Raw genomic sequence first — 17,252 nt, 5'->3', positions numbered from 1 at the left:
TCTTTCCACTTCCCATGAAGGTTCGCTCGATGAATACCGTCTCTCAGGCACCGCTCATTCTGATTACGGGCGCAAGCCGCGGCGTAGGCGCGGCCACCGCGCGTCTTGCGGCGGCACAAGGCTACGACGTGGCGATCAGCTACGTTGCCAACGAATCCGCCGCGCGCGCGGTGGCCGCCGACGTGGAAGCGCTGGGCCGCCGCGCGCTCGCCGTGCGCGCGGACAGCGCGGACCCGGAACAGGTGGCCCAGCTATTCGCCGCAATCGACCGCGACTTCGGCCGCATCGACGTGCTCGTGAACAACGCCGCGATCATCGCGCGGCAGTCGCGGCTGGAAGATCTCGCCTTCGAGCGCATGCAGCGCATCTTCGCGGTCAACGCGATCGGCCCGATTCTGTGCGCGCAGCAAGCGGCCAGGCGAATGTCGCTGCGTCACGAAGGAAGGGGCGGCGTGGTGATCAACGTGTCGTCGGCATCGGCGCGGCTGGGCAGCCCGAACGAATACGTGGACTACGCTGCGTCGAAGGGCGCGCTGGAGACCTTCACGACCGGTTTCGCAAAAGAAGTGGCCCGCGAGGGGATACGCGTGAACTGCGTTCGTCCCGGGCACATCTACACCGAGATGCATGCGAGCGGCGGCGAGCCGGGACGCGTGGATCGCGTGAAGGACTCCATCCCGATGGGCCGAGGCGGCCAGCCCGAAGAAGTGGCGCGCGCCATCTTGTGGCTGGCGAGTGCAGAGGCGTCGTTCATTACCGGCACGTTTCTCGATGTGACGGGGGGGAAGTGAGGGGGGCGTCGGATAAACCGGGTGGATGCAATGCGCAGGCGGTCCGCCTTGATATCGGTTTGTCCAGGCTACAAAAGATGCACGATCGAACGAGGCCACGAACCCTTCGCGGGCAGCTTCGTCGATCTCTACTAGCACGGGCGTCGCGTCGCAACACAACCTAGGCATCAAGCCGGGAGCGCCATACCTGGCCGATGCCATCCCAGCGGTGTCAAGGCTGAATGGTCAGCGCCGCAAATGTCCGGACAAACCGCATGCGGACAAGCGCTATGACTTTGCCCGGTACGGGCGCTACCTGAGCCGCGCGGAATTGCGGCTCGTATCGCCTGCGGAAATGTGGAAACAAGGAGTAGTTTGGAAGCCATCGCCGGATCATCGAGCACACGCATGCCTGGTTTGCCGGATCCGGCAAACCGCATATTCATTTCGAGCGTCGGCTCGACATTCATGTCGCATTGTTCTCCCTAGCCGCTGCTCTCATCTGTTTCACGCTTCGCGGATAACTTGCGTTGGCCGCTCTTAACAAGACATGCACTGAACGTGGCTTCCGCGCGGCATGACCGCACGCTGCAAAGGCAGACAGCGCACATTGACCATTATTGACAATATTCCGTTCCGTTCCCGGTAGGTTTATCCGGCCTAAAACGTTGCGAATTAATCGGCTTCGCATCGCTCCTTTAAACCGGATGGGAATGCGTGGAATGAATACTTCCGCAAAGCGTTTTACTAATGCACTGCTCCACCCGGGCGCGCGCCTGACCCAGCATCTCAGGCTGTGGATCGGCAGTCAGGAGCGCGACTTCACAGTGCTCGGCTCAATGTGCGGGAAGGCCTCTTTCACGTTCGTCGGCCCCGACAACGTGCCGACGCCGTTGCCTGTCCTGCCGAAAAGCGATCTCCAGGTCAACGACCGTCCTCCCCATACGAACTGACACGTCATGATCATCAGCCCGCCCTTTCTGCCCGCATCGGGCCTGACGTCCAGTGACGCGTCCAAGCCTGACCCCATGATGGATGCCGTCGACAAATTCGAACTGGCGCACGGTATTTATCCGATCGCAGCCGACCGGACCTGGCATTGCGGCGCCCATCTTGCGCCGGACGTGCACGGTCCGGTCCATGCCATCGCCGACGGCGAGGTGGTGGCATACCGCGTCTGCCAGCATGCGATGGATGACGGCAACGGCAACGCGGGCTTCGTGCTGCTCAAACACTCCACCGAAACCGGCGACGGACGCGCGCTGACGTTCTATTCGCTCTACATGCACCTGCTGCCGCTTGCTGAATACCACACGTTCGGACACGACGGGACCCAGCTACCGGCGTTCCTGCAAAATCCGTCCGGGCAGGATACCCAGGGGAAGGTCACGCCCACGGCGAAGGGGAATGACCAGAAGGTGCGGCGCAAGGATGTGCTGGGTTTTCTCGGGCGCTATCAGGGTGTCACCTACATGCACTTCGAGATCTTCATGACGCCGGGCGATTTCGAAGCGTATTTCGGGCACACGCAACTCGGAGTGGCGTCGCCAGCGACGGCGACCACCCAGGACTGCTGGGGGCATACCTGGTTCACCATTCCTGCGGGGCAGCAGTTTTACGCATTGCCTCAGGGAACGGACGCACACGGCAAACTCCACGGCATCGCTTTCAAGGCGGGCTACGCAGGCACGAATGCCCTGCCACTTGCCGTGGAGATGTACTTCAGCAAGGGAGCGAAGTACACCAACGTCTGGAGCATTGCGGCGGACGGCTCGCGCACGCTGCTCACATCCGCGCCGGTCGAGGAGAAGGACTACGAATACGATCTGTACCATCGCGCAACGGCGCTCTACGAAGCCTGCCCCAGCGACGGTTACGAGATGCTGCGCTTCGGGCGCATTCTTTCAACGCCTGCGACCCTCCCGGAGGCAGCCCGTGCGACGTGGGTGCAGATACCCTACGACACGGGGAAGCAGGGTTACATCGATATCAGCAGGGCAGAGGTCAAAAAGCTGTCTGACGCGGATTTCCCGTCTTTCATGGGCTGGCAGAAGATCAGCGACGGCAATACACCTTTTGTCAGTGACGGCCTGTGCGATGTCGACCTGTTGAAGAAGCTCGTCAGGGACGCTGCGGCCAGCGAGCCGTCCACAGTCGTGAAGGAAGCCACTGAAGTCCAGAAGGCAGACGCACTTTCGTACTATGTGAAGGGCCATGAGGAGGTACGTCGGGCCCTGCGCGGATTCATCTGCAACGCGCCGAGCGAATGGGATAGCACGCACAACGAGACGCGCTTCGCGAAGCTGCTCGACGAAGGCGGGTTCTATCACGGCAACCGGAAGGGCTACGAGGATTTTCTGAAGTACCTCAAGGAACTGCAGTTCTGGGACGTGACGGGGTTGCCTGCGGGGCAGAAGCTCTGGTTTTTCCATCCGCTCGCGTTTATCCGGCACTTCAGGAAGTGTGGGTGGCTAACCCACGACGAGTTGGCTGCCACGTTTCCTCGCTATCCGTTCTATACGCAGGCTGGCAGTCCGCGAAGAGCCATCGCTACAAATGACGATACATATAGGATAACGTTGGCCATCGCGCGCCAACGTGTCGAAAATCATGTCGCTTCGCTGAATAGGTGTCTTAGAAAATATCTTGGTAGCAATCCGAATCGAATTGCTATGTTTTTGGCTCAGATCCTGCTGGAAACCGCGCAGTGGCGCAACCTTGGCGGTAGCAGACGTCTTATGCACGAATGGGGGTTTGGTCGATATTCGGCTGCAAATCCCGCGACTCAATACTATGGCCCGTTTTATGGGCGCGGCGTGATGCAGCTTACATGGGCTGGCAATTTTGAGGTGTACGGAAAATATCGCGCCCTTCCTGACAATAGCGGATCATATATTGAAAGAATGGTAGGAGTTACGTCTAGAATTACGACCACATCACACCACTATTCAGCCAATCCGAATGATGGAGGCCAATTAATGCTTTGGCATCCTCGCTACGATCCGGACACAGTGGCTGAAAATCCGGAATATGCTTGCGATTCCGGCGGCTTCTATTGGGTATCGAAGACTTTCTCACAAGGGACAAGCATCAATCGCATTGCAGATGAAAATTACTCGGCGTCATCGGTTGGCTTTATAAATCGCCTGGTAAATGGAGGTGGAAATGGGTATTATGAAAGACAGGCGTATTCGGCATATACACTAAGAATATTGGGCGATGGACTGGATACGTCGGAAACAATGCATATTACCCCTCCCCACCCGAAAAGTGCAATTGTCGCGTCGATGCTGAGGCCGGAGTAATTAATGAAAATAATCAAATTTATCTTTTTGATATTTCCGCTTATCTCTTTTTCGGCAAACTCCGCTGAAAATGAGCACATCTTTTCACCTGCACCAGGGGTTAAGGCGGCAGTTAAAACGAATGGCGCCACATTAACCTGGGAAGTAGATGGCGGCGGCAAAATCAATAGACACGCCGTGAATATTGATACAGAAAAATCAACACACATCGACATTGACGATTATGATTTTAGTGGGCACCTTGGATTTGCCGTGTGGCATGTGGACGACGGGCTGGGGGTTTATTCGATTTACAGGATTTTTACGTTTTCTCCCTTGTCAAATAAATTTGTGGAGCGGTACCCGGCGCCGCGATGTGGAGATGAGTTTATTAATTTAAAGATCGATAAAAAAAGACGGCGCCTTTTAAGTACCATTTGGGATCAAAGTGTCCCTAAGGTATGCGCCACTCGTCTGGTGCGTCTGAAGCAATAATCGCTCAGCCGCCAATTTAGTAATGTGAACATCAATGCTGCCATCCATCAAGGCAACAAGCTGAAAAAAGGCGGCAAAGTTGCCAGCGGGTCGCCCCGTTCGAGGTCCTGGGTCGACCGCTTGCCCGTTAGGGCGACGATGCCATCTGCGATAAGCACGAGCCCACCACGATTGCCGACGGTTGCGGAAGGTTTACCGGCCGGGACGGTAAGGCAGTCGCTTTTCACTACTATCGCCATCCGTGCTGTCGCAGCCTGCTCTCGTCACTCGAAAACGTAAATATTGCGTTAGCGCGAAAACTCCGCCACCACCTTGCCGATGCGCGAGCCGGTGCGATTACGCTCGATGGCGGCGGGCAAATCCGCGAAACCCACCACCTCGCTCACCGTCGACTTCAGCGTGCCGTTCGCGACCTCGCCTGCCAGTTGCTCCAGCAGCGCCGCGTCCGGCGTGTTGATGAACCACAGGCCGCGACGGCCCGCCGGCGTGCGCGCCAGGATGTCCGGCGAAGTCGTGCCGACGATCGCGCCGTTCGGCGTAAGCACCTGCCACGAGCGGTCGAGCACTTCGCCGCCGACGTAGTCGAGCACCAGATCGATGTCGGTCGCCACGTCCTCGAAACGTTGAGTGCGGTAGTCGATCACGTGGTCGGCGCCGAGGCTGCGCACGTAATCGACGTGAGCGGTCGACGCCGTCGCGAAAACCTCGGCGCCCGCGCGCTTCGCGTACTGCACGGCGTAGCCCCCCAGTCCGCCCGCCGCGCCGTGGATCAGGATGCGCTGCCCCGCGCGGATCGGGCCGGCGTGATGCAGGCTCTGCCAGGCCGCCACGGCGGCCACCGGAATCGCGGCGGCGTGGACGTCGTCGAGTGCATCGGGTGTGCGCGACAGGTTGGCTTCGTCCACGGTCACGAAGTCGGCGTAGGCGCCGGGGCGTCCCAGCGGGCCCATGACGCGGTCGCCCGCCTTGAAGCGCGCGACGCCGGGGCCCACGGCCTCCACCACGCCCGCCAGTTCGATGCCCAGCACGGCGGGCAGTTGAAGCGGGAAGGCATCGCGAACGTAGCCCTCACGGATTTTCCAGTCGATGCCGTTCACGCCGGCAGCGCGAACGCGGACGAGCACTTGCCCAAGCCCGGCTTCAGGTGTGGCGGTCTCGCCCACTTCGACGGCATCCGCGCCGCCATAGGCCCGGATCAGTACAGCGCGTTGAGTCGTGTTCATTTCAGGTTCCTCATATCAGGTTGCGGTGAGGACAAGATAGGCCGTTGCATACATAAAACAAAGACGCGAAAATCGAGACTGCTCGTTTCAAATATGGAACATCATGGACCTGAACGCGCTCGCCGACTTCGCGTTGGTGGCAACCCACGGAGGACTCGGGAAGGCGAGCCGCGCGAGCGGCAAGTCGAAGGCGACCTTGTCGCGACGCATCGCCGACCTGGAAGAGGAACTGGGCGTGCGGCTCATCGAGCGCGGTGCCCGCGGCCTGAAACTCACGGAAGCCGGCCAGATGCTGATGACCCGCACCGAAGGGCCGATGCACGAGGTGGCCGAGGCCATGACGGCTGCGCGCGAAGGACTCGCGGCGCCGCGCGGACGCCTGCGTATCGCGGCGCCGTCGCTGTTCTCGCACCTCGCGATGGGGCACATTTGCGCGCAATTCTGCGCAGCCTACCCGGAAGTCACGATCGAGCTGGTAGCGGAAGACCGCATGGTGGACCTCGTCGAGGAGCAGTTCGACGTGGCCATCCGCATCAATCCGAGCCCGGACACCAGCCTCGTAGGCCGATGCTTCGCCAAAGACAGGCTCGTCGTCGTAGCCGCGCCTTCCGTACCCATGCCCAAGCCTCGCGCGAGAGCCAAAGGCGAGGCCACGTCCGTTCCGGCCATCGTGTTTTCGAACTTCGAACCCACTCACTGGACCCTTGATGAAGGGCGGCTCGTCATACAGCCCATTCCACGGCTGCGGCTTTCGTCGTTCCTGATGATTCGCGACGCCGCGGTGACCGGCGCCGGCGCGGCTCTGCTGCCGCAGTCCATCGCATGGAATCAGCTCACGCGCGGCGAGCTGGTGCAATGGGGCACGGTCTCAGGCGTGGAAACGGCGCTCTGGGTCTTGCATACGTCGCGACGCCTTCCTCCGCCGAAGGTCCGCGCCTTCGTCGACTTTATCTGCGACCAATACCCGGAAGCGTCGCTCGTGCTGAAGGGGTAGAAGCGGCCTCGCTCGAAGGACGCCACAAACATCGCTCGCTTAACTGCCATCGCTCGGTTGCCATCGCTCAACCTCCACCGATCAGCGGCCGAGGTTCCATGAACGTGTGCCGGAAATATTCGCGCACGGCATGCATGGCCGGGCTCAGTTCGGCGTTTCTGCGCCACGCGAGTCCGACGCTCATCGGCGGCACCGGGTCGCGCAGCTGAATGGTTTCGATGCGCCGCCCTTCCAGCGACCACGGCCGGTAGACCATGTCCGAGAGAATCGCCACGCCGCTGCCGTTCGCCACCATGCTGCGCACGGCTTCGACCGACGACGTGCGCAGCTTCACGTTCGGCCGGTAAGGGGTTTCGTTCCAGTAACGCAAAGCCGTGTAGGCCGCTTCGTCGACGGTCAACATCACGAAGGGTTCGGCGGCCACGTCGGCGAGCGTCACGTTTTCGCGCTTGAGCAAGGGATGCTGCGCGCACAGCCACAGGCGCCGCGGCGAGTGGATCACCGGCTCCAGCGTCAGCTCCGGATTGGCCACGTTCGAGGTGAGCAACACGGCCATGTCGTAGCGGTCCGTGATCAAGCCCTCTTCGATGGACTCGCGATTCAGTTCGTGCAACTGGATGGTGAGCCGCGGATAGAGCGTGCTCATCCGTTGCAGGTGATGCGGCAGGAAATAGCCGAGCACGGTGTAGCTGGCCGCGAGCGTCAACGTGCCGGTCAGCGTGCTTTCCAGGTTCGGAATGCGCATCGCCTCGTCCACGGAGGCAAGAATCGTATAGGCGTGGTTGAGAAAGCGCCGCCCCGTCGTGGTCAACGTCACGCCCGCCGAGGTACGCATGAAGAGCTGCGTGCCCAGGTCGTCTTCCAGTTCCTTGATCGCATTGGTGACGGCCGACTGCGAAATGGTCAGCTGAATGGCGGCCTGCGAGATCTGCCCGAGTTCCGCAGTCGCGACGAAGTACTTCAATTGCCGAAGCGTCAGGGCCATGGCGCGCATCCGAAAAATCGATATCGAGACGCGTCGTATCGTATTCCCGCCAAAAAAATCGCGGCGGTCCGGGTATTCACCCGGCGCGGCTCCTGTGCCGGCAAGTCTCTGCGCCCGTTCATGCGCGGCGCGTGCCATCGAAAAAACAGATAGCGTCCCATCCAAAAATAGAACTATTTTGGCGAATGGCGACCGGCTAATGTTCTTCTCGACGGAGCGCACGCAGGCATCGCACGGCGCGCGCTCTTCTCATCGAGGAGAGAGACCCAGCATGAAGAAACACCGCGTCGACCTGAATTCCGACATGGGGGAAGGCTTCGGTTCCTGGACGATCGGCGACGGCGTCGATGAAGACATCATGCCGCTCATCAGTTCGGCCAACATCGCGACCGGCTTTCACGCCGGCGATCCCAACATCATGGCGCGCACGGTCCAGCTTGCGAAACAGGCGGGCGTGGGCGTGGGCGCGCACCCCGGCTTTCGCGACCTCGTGGGGTTCGGCCGCCGCACCTTGACGGAGACGCCGCAGGCGCTCGTCAACGACATCGTTTTTCAGCTCGGCGCGCTGCGCGAGTTCGCGCGCCTTCACGATGTCAGCGTGCAGCACGTCAAGCCGCACGGCGCACTCTACATGCTCGCCGCACAGGACGAGGGCCTGTCGCGGCTGCTGGTCGAAACGCTAAGGCGGCTCGATCCCACGCTGCTGCTGTATTGCATGGAAGCTTCGGTGACCTACCGGATCGCACGCGAACTCGGCCAGCCGGTAGTGCGCGAGTTTTACGCCGACCGTGACTACGACCGCAGCGGCTCCATCGTCTTCACGCGCCGCGTGGGCAAGCTCGACCCGGCGCAGGTGGCGGCGAAGGTGGTGCGCGCCTGCGTGGAAGGACGGGTCAGAACGGTGGACGGCGAAGACATCGAGATCGACTTCGACTCCGTCTGCATTCATAGCGACACGCCCGGCGCGCTCAGGCTGGTCGAAGCGACGCGCGACGCGCTCGTGAGCCACGACATTCGCGTCGCGGCGCCCCTGCACGCGGCTTCGCGCTGACACGCCGCCCACAACAACGATGAGGAGCCCCAGATGGCACAACAACACGAGATCGTCAGTCCCTTGCCCGGCACGTTCTACCGGCGCCCGTCGCCCGATGCCGCGCCTTTTGTCGAAGCCGGTACGTCAGTGGAAAGCGGGACGGTGGTGGGACTGGTTGAAGTGATGAAGCAGTTCAACGACGTCGAAGCGGGCATAGCCGGCCGCGTGATCGAAATTCTGGTGGACGACGGCGAGCCCGTCGACGCGGGCCAGGTTCTGATGCGGATCGAGGAATGAGCGCCATGAGCAGAGTGAATTCGTCGGATGCCGACGCCGTTGGCACGGCGTTCTATCAACCCAGGCGCATTCGCACGGTGCTGGTCGCCAATCGCGGCGAGATCGCCGTGCGCGTGATCCGCGCCGCGCACGAGCTGGGCATGCGGGCGGTGGCCGTGGTGAGCGACGCCGACCGCGAAAGCCTCGCGGCCCGCATGGCGGACGAGGCCGTTCACATCGGCTCGTCGCACGCGGCGAAGAGCTACCTGAATCCGTCGGCCATTCTTGCCGCGGCAAAACAGTGCGGGGCCGACGCCATCCATCCGGGGTACGGCTTCCTGTCGGAGAACGCGGCGTTCGCGGCGCAGGTGGAGGCCGCCGGGTTGATCTTCGTCGGCCCTTCGTCGAACGTGATCGCGACCATGGGCGACAAGGCCAAGGCGCGCGAAACGGCGCAGCGTGCCGACGTTCCCACCGTGCCGGGCAGCAACGGCATCGTGCTCTCGCTCGACGAAGCACGCCGCATCGCGGAGCGCATCGGCTATCCGGTGATGATCAAGGCGGCAGCCGGCGGCGGCGGGCGCGGCATCCGCGTGGCGCACGACGCTGCGCAACTGGATGCCGAACTGCCGCTCGCGCAGCGCGAAGCGCAGGCCGCGTTCGGCAACGGCGGCGTCTATCTCGAACGCTTCATCGCGCGCGCCCGGCATATCGAGGTGCAGGTGCTGGGCGACGGGCACGACGTGGTCCATCTGTTCGAGCGCGAATGCTCGCTGCAACGGCGTCGCCAGAAGATCATGGAAGAAGCGCCCTCGCCTTCGCTCACGCCGGCACTGCGCAGCGCGCTGTGCGCGTCGGCGACGCGGCTCGCGCGGCAGGTGGGCTATCGCAGTGCGGGCACGCTGGAGTATCTGTTCGACGACGCGCGCGGCGAGTTCTATTTCATCGAAATGAATACGCGCATCCAGGTCGAGCATCCGGTGACCGAAGCGATCACGGGCGTCGACCTCGTGCGGGAAACGCTGCGTATCGCCGACGGCGAACCCTTGCGCCTGAGCCAGAGCGACATCGTGATGCGCGGCGCGGCCATCGAATGCCGGATCAACGCCGAAGACCCGGCGCACGATTTCCGCCCGAGCCCCGGACGCATCGAGGAACTGGTGTGGCCAGCCGGTCCGGGCGTGCGCATCGACTCCATGCTCTATCCGGGCTACGTGGTGCCGCCGTTCTACGATTCGCTGCTCGCCAAGCTGATCGTCTTCGACGAAAGCCGCCCCGCCACGCTCGCGCGCCTCGCACGCGCGCTTGCCGAACTGCACATCGGCGGCGTGAAGACCACGGCGCAACTGCATCGCGCCTTGCTGGCCGACGACGACGTGCGCGCGGGCCGCTATCACACGAACTATCTCGAAGCGTGGCTCGCGGCGTCGCGCGAACAACTGGCCGCCGCGGCCGCGCACCACGAGGAGGCCGCATGACCACCCGCTATACGTTCGGCGGCGACGAATTCATCTTCGTGGAGATCAGCGAGGAAATGTCGCTCGACGCCTTCTTCAAGGGCACGGCGATCACGCGCGAACTGCAGCGCCGCGACGTGCCCGGCATCGTCGACATCTGCCCGGCCAATGCGTCCTACCAGGTGCGCTACGACCCGGACGTGATCGACCCCGAGTCGCTGCTCGCCTTGCTCAAGGACATCGAGGCACAAACCGGCGATGCGGAGCTGAACATCGCCACGCGCATCATCGAAATTCCCGTGCTGTACAACGACCCGTGGACGCACGAAACGCTGATGCGTTTTCGCGAGCGGCATCAGGACCCGGAGTCGACGGATCTGGAATACGCGGCGCGGATCAACGGCAAGGCCAGCGTGGACGACTTCATCGCCGCGCACGCCGGCTCGCCGTGGTTCGTCTCGATGGTGGGCTTCGTGGCGGGTCTGCCCTTCATGTTCCAGATGGTCGAGCGCGCGCGGCAACTGCAGGTGCCCAAGTACGTGCGGCCCCGCACCGATACGCCGAAGCTGACGGTGGGCCACGGCGGCTGCTTCGGCTGCATCTACTCGGTGCGCGGCGCGGGCGGCTATCAGATGTTCGGCGTGACGCCCGCGCCCATCTTCGATCCGGCACAGCGGCTCGATTATCTGCGCGACTTCATGGTGTTCTTCCGGCCCGGCGACATCGTGAAGTTCAAGCCCATTGACCGCGCCGCGTACGACGAAGCCGTGGCCGCCGTGGAAGCCGGCACGTTCTCGCTGCGCGTGCGCGACGTGAATTTCTCGCTCGAATCCTTCCTGCGCGACCCCGACGCATACAACCGTTCACTGGTCGAGGTGCTCCATGCCGACTGATTCCCGCCTCGCCATCGAAGTGGTCAAGCCCGGCCTCGCCACCTCGGTGCAGGACACCGGCCGGCAAGGGTATTACCACGTCGGCATTCCACCTTCCGGCGCGCTCGATCAATACGCGTTGCGCGCGGCCAATCTGCTGGTGGGCAACCTCGAATCCGCCGCCGCGCTCGAATGCACGCTGCTCGGCCCGCAACTGCTGTTCCATGCGGAGACGCTGATCGCGGTCACGGGCGCCGACATGCTGCCGAAGATCGACGGCGTGGCGCAGGCCTGCAATGTCGCGCTGCGAATCAAGGCAGGCAGCACGCTCACGTTCGACTACGTGAAAGGCGGCGCACGCGCGTATCTGGCCGTGGCAGGCGGCATCGACGTGCCCGTGGTGCTGGGCAGCCGCTCCACCTATGCGCTGGGCGCCTTCGGCGGCCACGAAGGCCGGCGTCTGCAGAAGGGCGACCGGCTCGCGATGGGACGCGAGCGCGGACCGGCGCGCGAAGGCACGGAACTGCCCGCCGCGCTGCGCTCGCCGCTTGCCCGCGAGGTCGAACTGCGGGTACTGCCGGGCCTCTACCACCATCGCCTCACCGACGCATCGGCCGCGTCTTTCTTCGAAGACGCCTGGGTGGTGGCGCCCGAAGCCGACCGCATCGGCTATCGCTACAAGCAGGGCAGGCCGCTCGAATTCAAGCCGCGCGAGCAGCCGTTCGGCGCGGGCGCCGATCCGTCGAACATCGTGGACGCCTGCTATCCGGTGGGCTCGATTCAGGTGCCGGCCGGACTGGAGCCGATCATCCTGCATCGCGATGCAGTGTCAGGCGGCGGCTACGCGACCATCGGCACCGTCATCAGCGCCGACATGGACCGGATTGGCCAGATGCAGCCGAACCATCAGGCGCGCTTCGTGCCCGTCACGATGGCGCAAACGCTCGCCGCACGGCGTGAAGCGCAACTGAGACTCGCACGCCTGCGCGAAGTGCTGCTGCGATAGCGCGCAAAGCAGTTCGCCGCGAGCCGCATGCGCCGCACGGCGGCTCGTCTTTCCAGCGCACGTTTTCAATCACCGCACGCTGCCTCGCGGCGCGCGCGGCCCCGTGCGCCCGTTCGATCGATGCACGACCCACGCAGTTTCTGTTCGCGCAGTCTGTTCGTTATCCGGCGGCGTCAGCGCGCTCGCTCATGGCGCCGCCCTTCCTGGACCCGCAGTGTATTGAGGAGCACGTTGATGGCCAATCTGACGCAGGAAGTCGCCGGAGGCGACCTCGATCTATCGACCGCTGCCATTCCGGACAGCGCCCGCATGCCGGCGTTCTCGCTCACCATGGCATGGTGGGCGGTATGCAGCGCCGTGTTCTACATCGTGGTCGGCGCAACGCTCGCGCTCACCTACGGCGCGCGCAATGCGCTGATCGGCATGGCGCTTTCGGTGGTGTCGTATGGGCTCGTCAACGCCGTGATCAGCCGCTATGCGGTGCGCACCGGCCTGTCGGTCGCACTGTTTTCGCGCGTGCTGTTCGGCAGTTCGGGAGCCGCGCTCGCCACCCTGATCTTCTTCGCAACGGCCATCTATTACGCGGTATTCGAAGGCTCCGTCATCGCGGTAGCGGCGCACAGCCTCTTTCCCGTGCTCGATTACCGATGGGCTGCGCTCATCGTGGTCTGCTACAGCGTTCCGCTCGTGTTCGGCAGCGTGCAGCACTGGCTCGACAAGTTCAACGGCGTGCTGTTGCCGTTCTATCTGCTCGGGCTCGTCGCCGCGGTCGTGCTGACCACCCACGAATACGGCTACAACGCGGCATGGCTCGACTTCGGCCCGAAAGGCGCGGTGCCCGCCAACGGCTGGTGGAACTGCTTCGTGTACTACATGGGCGTCTGGGTGCTCATGATGTTCACCTTCGACTACGCCCGTTTCGGCCGCAGGCAAGACGCCGTCTACCACGCCCGCTTCAACTTCGGCATGCCGTTCTATCTGGTCACGTTCCTGTTGAACGGCGCCGTGGGCATCTATCTGGTCAGCACGACGCCGGGCCTCGGCACGCTTTCCGAAGTCTCCGTCGTGCTGGCACTGCTCAAGCTCATGGGCATCTGGGGCCTGCTGTTCGTGTGGGTCACGCAGTCGCGCATCAACACGGCGAACTACTATCTCGCGACCATCAACATGCAGGCGTTCTTCCAGAAGGTGGCCGGCCTGCGCGCGCCGAAGTTCGCGTGGGCGCTGGTGGTGGGCGTGGTGGTCTATGCGCTGATGATGGCCGACGTGTTTTCGAAGATCCTTCAGGCGCTCGCCTATCAAGGCATTTTCGTCGTGGCGTGGGTAGGCGTGGCGCTCGCGCATATTCTGTCGGCACGCTATGACGAACTGGTGGGCGATGCGATCGAGTATCGCGATTCGCATGTGCCCGCATTCAACCCCGGCGGTTTGACCGCATGGTTCGCGGGCGCCTTCGCCGGCTTCGTGCTGATGAACATGCAAGGCACCGTGCAGTCGCTTTCCGCGCCGGCCAGCTTCGTGGTGTCGTGGCTCGTTTATCGCGGCATGCTGGCGTCGGCGAAAAGGACGTGGTTCGTGCGTGGGGAGGATACGGGCAGTTATTGAAAACCACCCGGCTCTCTTCGATAACGCTGCCGCAAGCGCCGTTTTTTCGCCGGCGATTGCGGCGGCGAATGGGGAAAGATGCTTCGAACGAAGCGTCTCGCGTCGCGCAAAATGAACCGGCAGCGCGCCGGTCAAAAAAATGAAATTGCAGGCGTCGGCGCAATCCCGCTGGCGACCGGCGTATGATGTCTCGCACGGTCGGCGAGAAGCTTTCCCCGGACAGCACCCCAGCGGTGGGTCCGATTCAGGCCAAATCCCGCCTTCAACCGTTCGACTCCCCTCTCACCGCAAGCTGATCCGGGCGTATCTGGCGCATCCGGTCGGCCGATATCCGCAGCGTTAATCGCTGCGGATGGCGGGAAGGCGGGCGACGTAAGCATGCGCCGTATCGATGCGTCGAGATATATCCGTGTATTCTCCCGCACGCCAACGACGGCGAGTTCGGTTAGTACCTATGGCACTATTTTGATGCGGCGACGGCGAACTGCCCGCGAGGCGGCTCTGCATGCCGTGCGTTGCCGCACGCAATCAAGAAAAATGTCGGATACCGGTTTGTAAGGAAGCAAGTTTCATGGATGAACGCAAGCGCGACAGCATGATTGCCTATCTCCGTCACCGCATGGAGGAATTCGGAATTAGCCCGGATGATCTGGCCTCAGCAATCGCCGCCGATGCACAGGTGGGCCGTTATCGCAGCGCGAATGGCGAGAGCTGGAGCGGCGAAGGGCCAATGCCGCAATGGCTGAAACAGGCCATTAGCGCGGGGCAGTCGCTCGAGCATTTCGAATTGCCGTCGGAGCCGGTTTCAAAGCCGCCCGTGCAAAAAGGCCCGGACTGGGCGAACGACCCATTCGCCGGTACACCGCTCGCGCGCTCGAATTCCCGTTAGAGCGAATGCGATGCGGCGCACGGCGGGGATCGAGCGCCGCCGGAATAAAAACGCGTGCGGGGTCGTCGCATGGCCGGAACACAACCGCTCACGGCGAGAAGTCCGCAGCATGGGGTGGAGCTGCCGGATCAGGCATTCAACGAAGGTAACGTCGATCGAGTTCCCGGCTTTTTCGGCGAGTGGAAAATGCTTATCGATAATCCACTCGGACCGCTGGTGCTGGATGCGTGAATGACGGGTTCGCCCGACTGCTTTACGGCCCTACGTCAGGCATGGCGTGCGAGAAAGCGGTCCAGTTGGCCGGCGAAGGCCTTGCTGTCGTTGGCGGTGTAAGGCGCCGGGCCGCCCGTGCCCACACCCGAACTGCGAAGCTGGTCCATGACCTCGCGCATGGTGAGCCGCTCTTCGATGTTCTCGCGGCTGAACCAGCTTCCGCGCGGGTCCAGCACATGAGCGCCCTTCTCGAGCGCCGCCGCGGCGAGCGGTATATCCGCCGTAATCACGAGGTCGCCGTGTGTGACGAGCTGGACGATGCGGTTGTCGGCGGCGTCGAAGCCGGCCGGCACCTGCACCGCCTTGATAAAGCGCGAAGGCGGCGTGCGCAAATACTGATTCGCCACCAGCGTCACGCATACTTCGACGCGCCGTGCGGCCCGAAACAACATCTCCTTGACGACGACCGGGCAGGCGTCTGCATCAACCAGCACTTGCATCGAGGTATTTCCGACAGAGAAAGGAAGCCTCATGTTACCGCTCACGCGCGCTACGTCGCGATTGCCGTGTGCTGCGACATCGACCGCTGCGTGAAGCCGGCTAAAGCAGCCCCATCGCCGATGCCTTGAGCGTGGCCGCCGCGCGCGTGGAGCACTGGAGCTTGCGAAACACGTTTTCGACATGCGTGCGCACCGTGCTCGGGCTCATCGTCAACTCGCGCGCGGCTTCCTTGTTGCTCGCGCCGCGCGAGATCACGCGCAGCACGTCGATCTCGCGCGGCGATAGCGGCGGCCCCTGCGACGCGCTTCTGGCTGGCCGCCGCACGACGGGCGCCTGCTCCGTGACCAGTGCGTCGACAACTTCCTCGCTTAACCGGCCGGCCGCCACCTCGTAGCGCAGCATTTGCGCGGCCGCGTCGGCGGACAGTGCGGCGCGCCAGGGCCGCGCCGAGCGCAATGCGACCCACGCCACGGATGCCGCGAGTACACGCGCCTCCAGCGTCAGCGCCTGACGGCTCGCGCCGCGGAAATATCCTGAACCATCCTCCCGTTCGTAGGCATACGAGGCGAGTTCCGCCGCTTCGCCAAGCGCGCCGGTCTGCTTGCCGGCGCGCGCCGTCCAATACGGCACCAGCCGCACCTTCTCCCAGGCACTCGCAGGCAAAGGCGTAGCCATATTCCATACGCTATTGGGCACGGCGGCCCGGCCGGCGCCGTGAATCAAGCCTGCTCGATAAACCCGCGCATGCGCCGCTTTGTCCGGCGTGAGCCGGGCACAACAGGCCGCCGCGGTGGCCGCGACCGCGCGCGAAAATCCCGTCATCCACGGCAGCTTCAAATCGATCACGTCGGCGATGAGTTCAGCCGACGTGGTCTGCTGCATGTCGGACGTGATCAGCGCAGCATCGAAATCGGCCAGCGACGCGCCCTCCAGTTCCGCCAGCCACGCTGCCGCATGGCGTGCCGCCGTCTGAACGAGGCGCGTGGGATACCGTGCACCGGACCGTTGCTCGATGAGCGCCAGCGCCCGCTCGATACCATACGTGCGGCCGAAAATCTCCAGGTCGCCCGCGAGCGCCACCACGAATACCGGCATGGGCACCCTCTCGCGCGCAATACGCCCCGGCAACCCCGCGCCGTCCCAGGTTTCGAAGATGTGACGCAGCGCGGTTTCGGTCACGCTCGAAAGACCCAGCATGCGTGCAACTTCGCCCGATACCTCGCAGTGAATTTGCGCGAGCGGCAGCATCACGGCACCGGCGCCGCCCGATGCTTCGAGCCGCTCGGCCCAGCCTGGCCGGCTTTCGAGCATCGCGAGGCGAATCGCGATGTCGTCGCCGAACACGTCCGCAAAACCCGCCGCGTTCGCCGTGCAACCCGACCAGCGCAGCAGCGACACTTCACGAACCGCGTCGCACGCCCACGCATCGAGCCCGGCCGCCTGCGCGAGGCGTGCTGCCAGCCACCCGGTACGCAACGAATGGTCGGTGGGCTGGCCCATGCTGAGGTCACCGATGAAGGCGAGCGCTCTTACGCAGTCGAATACGCGCAGCGGGGGCGGGCTTGTTTCGAGGTCGAACGTCGGCATTGAGGGCAGGAAGTGGCGAGGAGCTGCGGTCGATCATACGCGACGAAGTCGTGCGCACAAGA

17 protein-coding genes are annotated in these 17,252 nt (G+C 63.2%); 13 read left to right on the top strand and 4 right to left on the bottom strand.

From position 1 onward, the window contains the following. Window positions 1-29: 29 nt before the first annotated feature. The 4 genes from U0042_RS05260 (at window position 30) to U0042_RS05245 (ending at window position 4,549) form a co-directional block, all read left to right on the top strand. Entirely contained in the window at window positions 30-791 is a 762-nt protein-coding gene (locus U0042_RS05260) for a glucose 1-dehydrogenase (RefSeq protein WP_114814420.1), read from the top strand. Window positions 792-1,492: 701 nt separating this feature from the next. Beyond that, on the top strand, window positions 1,493-1,723 hold the full coding sequence (locus tag U0042_RS05255) for a hypothetical protein (RefSeq protein ID WP_114814419.1): 231 nt from the start codon (window positions 1,493-1,495) through the stop codon (window positions 1,721-1,723). 6 nt (window positions 1,724-1,729) lie between these two features. After that, window positions 1,730-4,075 carry a peptidase M23 gene (locus U0042_RS05250; RefSeq protein WP_327205037.1) on the top strand — a complete coding sequence of 782 codons (2,346 nt, stop codon included), beginning with the start codon at window positions 1,730-1,732 and terminating at the stop codon, window positions 4,073-4,075. Window positions 4,076-4,078: 3 nt separating this feature from the next. After that, window positions 4,079-4,549 (top strand): hypothetical protein, encoded by a 471-nt coding sequence (locus U0042_RS05245; protein ID WP_157977872.1) that lies wholly within the window; start codon window positions 4,079-4,081, stop codon window positions 4,547-4,549. A gap of 287 nt (window positions 4,550-4,836) precedes the next feature. Here the strand turns inward: U0042_RS05245 and U0042_RS05240 are convergent, their stop codons facing one another. Beyond that, window positions 4,837-5,772, bottom strand: coding sequence for an NADP-dependent oxidoreductase (locus U0042_RS05240; RefSeq protein ID WP_114813073.1), 936 nt, complete (start codon window positions 5,770-5,772; stop codon window positions 4,837-4,839). Between the two features lie 103 nt (window positions 5,773-5,875). On the opposite strand from U0042_RS05240, the gene U0042_RS05235 reads away from it, so the two are divergent. Then, window positions 5,876-6,766, top strand: coding sequence for a LysR family transcriptional regulator (locus tag U0042_RS05235; protein WP_114813071.1), 891 nt, complete (start codon window positions 5,876-5,878; stop codon window positions 6,764-6,766). Window positions 6,767-6,833: 67 nt separating this feature from the next. On the opposite strand, the gene U0042_RS05230 is transcribed toward U0042_RS05235, so the two are convergent. Continuing rightward, window positions 6,834-7,751: a LysR family transcriptional regulator gene (locus U0042_RS05230; RefSeq protein WP_114813098.1), complete on the bottom strand. Its 918-nt coding sequence runs from the start codon at window positions 7,749-7,751 to the stop codon at window positions 6,834-6,836. Window positions 7,752-8,022: 271 nt separating this feature from the next. Between U0042_RS05230 and U0042_RS05225 the strand changes: the two genes are divergently transcribed. The 8 genes from U0042_RS05225 (at window position 8,023) to U0042_RS05190 (ending at window position 15,120) form a co-directional block, all read left to right on the top strand. Continuing rightward, window positions 8,023-8,802, top strand: coding sequence for a 5-oxoprolinase subunit PxpA (locus U0042_RS05225; protein WP_114813069.1), 780 nt, complete (start codon window positions 8,023-8,025; stop codon window positions 8,800-8,802). A gap of 33 nt (window positions 8,803-8,835) precedes the next feature. After that, the gene (locus tag U0042_RS05220) at window positions 8,836-9,081 is read left to right on the top strand and encodes an acetyl-CoA carboxylase (RefSeq protein WP_114813068.1); all 246 of its coding nucleotides are present in this window, start codon (window positions 8,836-8,838) and stop codon (window positions 9,079-9,081) included. 5 nt (window positions 9,082-9,086) lie between these two features. After that, a complete protein-coding gene (locus tag U0042_RS05215) occupies window positions 9,087-10,538 on the top strand; it encodes an acetyl-CoA carboxylase biotin carboxylase subunit (RefSeq protein ID WP_114813066.1) in 1,452 nt (483 codons plus the stop codon). Continuing rightward, on the top strand, window positions 10,535-11,410 hold the full coding sequence (locus U0042_RS05210; RefSeq protein ID WP_114813064.1) for a 5-oxoprolinase subunit B family protein: 876 nt from the start codon (window positions 10,535-10,537) through the stop codon (window positions 11,408-11,410). Before U0042_RS05215 ends, U0042_RS05210 begins: the two co-directional genes overlap by 4 nt. After that, window positions 11,400-12,395 carry a biotin-dependent carboxyltransferase family protein gene (locus tag U0042_RS05205; protein ID WP_114813063.1) on the top strand — a complete coding sequence of 332 codons (996 nt, stop codon included), beginning with the start codon at window positions 11,400-11,402 and terminating at the stop codon, window positions 12,393-12,395. The genes U0042_RS05210 and U0042_RS05205 overlap by 11 nt, the downstream gene beginning before the upstream one ends. A gap of 234 nt (window positions 12,396-12,629) precedes the next feature. Beyond that, window positions 12,630-14,000, top strand: coding sequence for a purine-cytosine permease family protein (locus U0042_RS05200; protein ID WP_114813061.1), 1,371 nt, complete (start codon window positions 12,630-12,632; stop codon window positions 13,998-14,000). Between the two features lie 571 nt (window positions 14,001-14,571). Then, the gene (locus U0042_RS05195; RefSeq protein WP_114813059.1) at window positions 14,572-14,889 is read left to right on the top strand and encodes an H-NS family nucleoid-associated regulatory protein; all 318 of its coding nucleotides are present in this window, start codon (window positions 14,572-14,574) and stop codon (window positions 14,887-14,889) included. A gap of 69 nt (window positions 14,890-14,958) precedes the next feature. Next, entirely contained in the window at window positions 14,959-15,120 is a 162-nt protein-coding gene (locus U0042_RS05190) for a hypothetical protein (protein ID WP_157977871.1), read from the top strand. A gap of 35 nt (window positions 15,121-15,155) precedes the next feature. Here the strand turns inward: U0042_RS05190 and U0042_RS05185 are convergent, their stop codons facing one another. Next, on the bottom strand, window positions 15,156-15,602 hold the full coding sequence (locus U0042_RS05185) for a YaiI/YqxD family protein (RefSeq protein ID WP_114813057.1): 447 nt from the start codon (window positions 15,600-15,602) through the stop codon (window positions 15,156-15,158). 100 nt (window positions 15,603-15,702) lie between these two features. Next, window positions 15,703-17,190 (bottom strand): HD domain-containing phosphohydrolase, encoded by a 1,488-nt coding sequence (locus U0042_RS05180; protein ID WP_114813055.1) that lies wholly within the window; start codon window positions 17,188-17,190, stop codon window positions 15,703-15,705. Window positions 17,191-17,252 lie beyond the last annotated feature (62 nt).

Origin of the sequence: Paraburkholderia kururiensis, from assembly GCF_034424375.1 — a bacterium.
Taxonomy (GTDB): Bacteria; Pseudomonadota; Gammaproteobacteria; order Burkholderiales; family Burkholderiaceae; genus Paraburkholderia; species Paraburkholderia kururiensis_A.
Note: the sequence above shows the minus strand (reverse complement) of the source record. Positions and strands in the feature narration are given on the sequence as shown.

Excerpts from the sequence above, each read along its gene's own strand:
- U0042_RS05255 (WP_114814419.1), top strand. The coding sequence starts at position 1,493 with ATGAATACTTCCGCAAAGCGTTTTACTAATGCACTGCTCCACCCGGGC.
- U0042_RS05210 (WP_114813064.1), top strand. The coding sequence starts at position 10,535 with ATGACCACCCGCTATACGTTCGGCGGCGACGAATTCATCTTCGTGGAG.
- U0042_RS05195 (WP_114813059.1), top strand. The coding sequence starts at position 14,572 with ATGGATGAACGCAAGCGCGACAGCATGATTGCCTATCTCCGTCACCGC.
- U0042_RS05220 (WP_114813068.1), top strand. The coding sequence starts at position 8,836 with ATGGCACAACAACACGAGATCGTCAGTCCCTTGCCCGGCACGTTCTAC.
- U0042_RS05250 (WP_327205037.1), top strand. The coding sequence starts at position 1,730 with ATGATCATCAGCCCGCCCTTTCTGCCCGCATCGGGCCTGACGTCCAGT.
- U0042_RS05185 (WP_114813057.1), bottom strand. The coding sequence starts at position 15,602 with ATGCAAGTGCTGGTTGATGCAGACGCCTGCCCGGTCGTCGTCAAGGAG.
- U0042_RS05200 (WP_114813061.1), top strand. The coding sequence starts at position 12,630 with ATGGCCAATCTGACGCAGGAAGTCGCCGGAGGCGACCTCGATCTATCG.
- U0042_RS05180 (WP_114813055.1), bottom strand. The coding sequence starts at position 17,190 with ATGCCGACGTTCGACCTCGAAACAAGCCCGCCCCCGCTGCGCGTATTC.
- U0042_RS05205 (WP_114813063.1), top strand. The coding sequence starts at position 11,400 with ATGCCGACTGATTCCCGCCTCGCCATCGAAGTGGTCAAGCCCGGCCTC.
- U0042_RS05260 (WP_114814420.1), top strand. The coding sequence starts at position 30 with ATGAATACCGTCTCTCAGGCACCGCTCATTCTGATTACGGGCGCAAGC.
- U0042_RS05215 (WP_114813066.1), top strand. The coding sequence starts at position 9,087 with ATGAGCAGAGTGAATTCGTCGGATGCCGACGCCGTTGGCACGGCGTTC.
- U0042_RS05225 (WP_114813069.1), top strand. The coding sequence starts at position 8,023 with ATGAAGAAACACCGCGTCGACCTGAATTCCGACATGGGGGAAGGCTTC.
- U0042_RS05235 (WP_114813071.1), top strand. The coding sequence starts at position 5,876 with ATGGACCTGAACGCGCTCGCCGACTTCGCGTTGGTGGCAACCCACGGA.
- U0042_RS05190 (WP_157977871.1), top strand. The coding sequence starts at position 14,959 with ATGGCCGGAACACAACCGCTCACGGCGAGAAGTCCGCAGCATGGGGTG.
- U0042_RS05240 (WP_114813073.1), bottom strand. The coding sequence starts at position 5,772 with ATGAACACGACTCAACGCGCTGTACTGATCCGGGCCTATGGCGGCGCG.
- U0042_RS05245 (WP_157977872.1), top strand. The coding sequence starts at position 4,079 with ATGAAAATAATCAAATTTATCTTTTTGATATTTCCGCTTATCTCTTTT.
- U0042_RS05230 (WP_114813098.1), bottom strand. The coding sequence starts at position 7,751 with ATGGCCCTGACGCTTCGGCAATTGAAGTACTTCGTCGCGACTGCGGAA.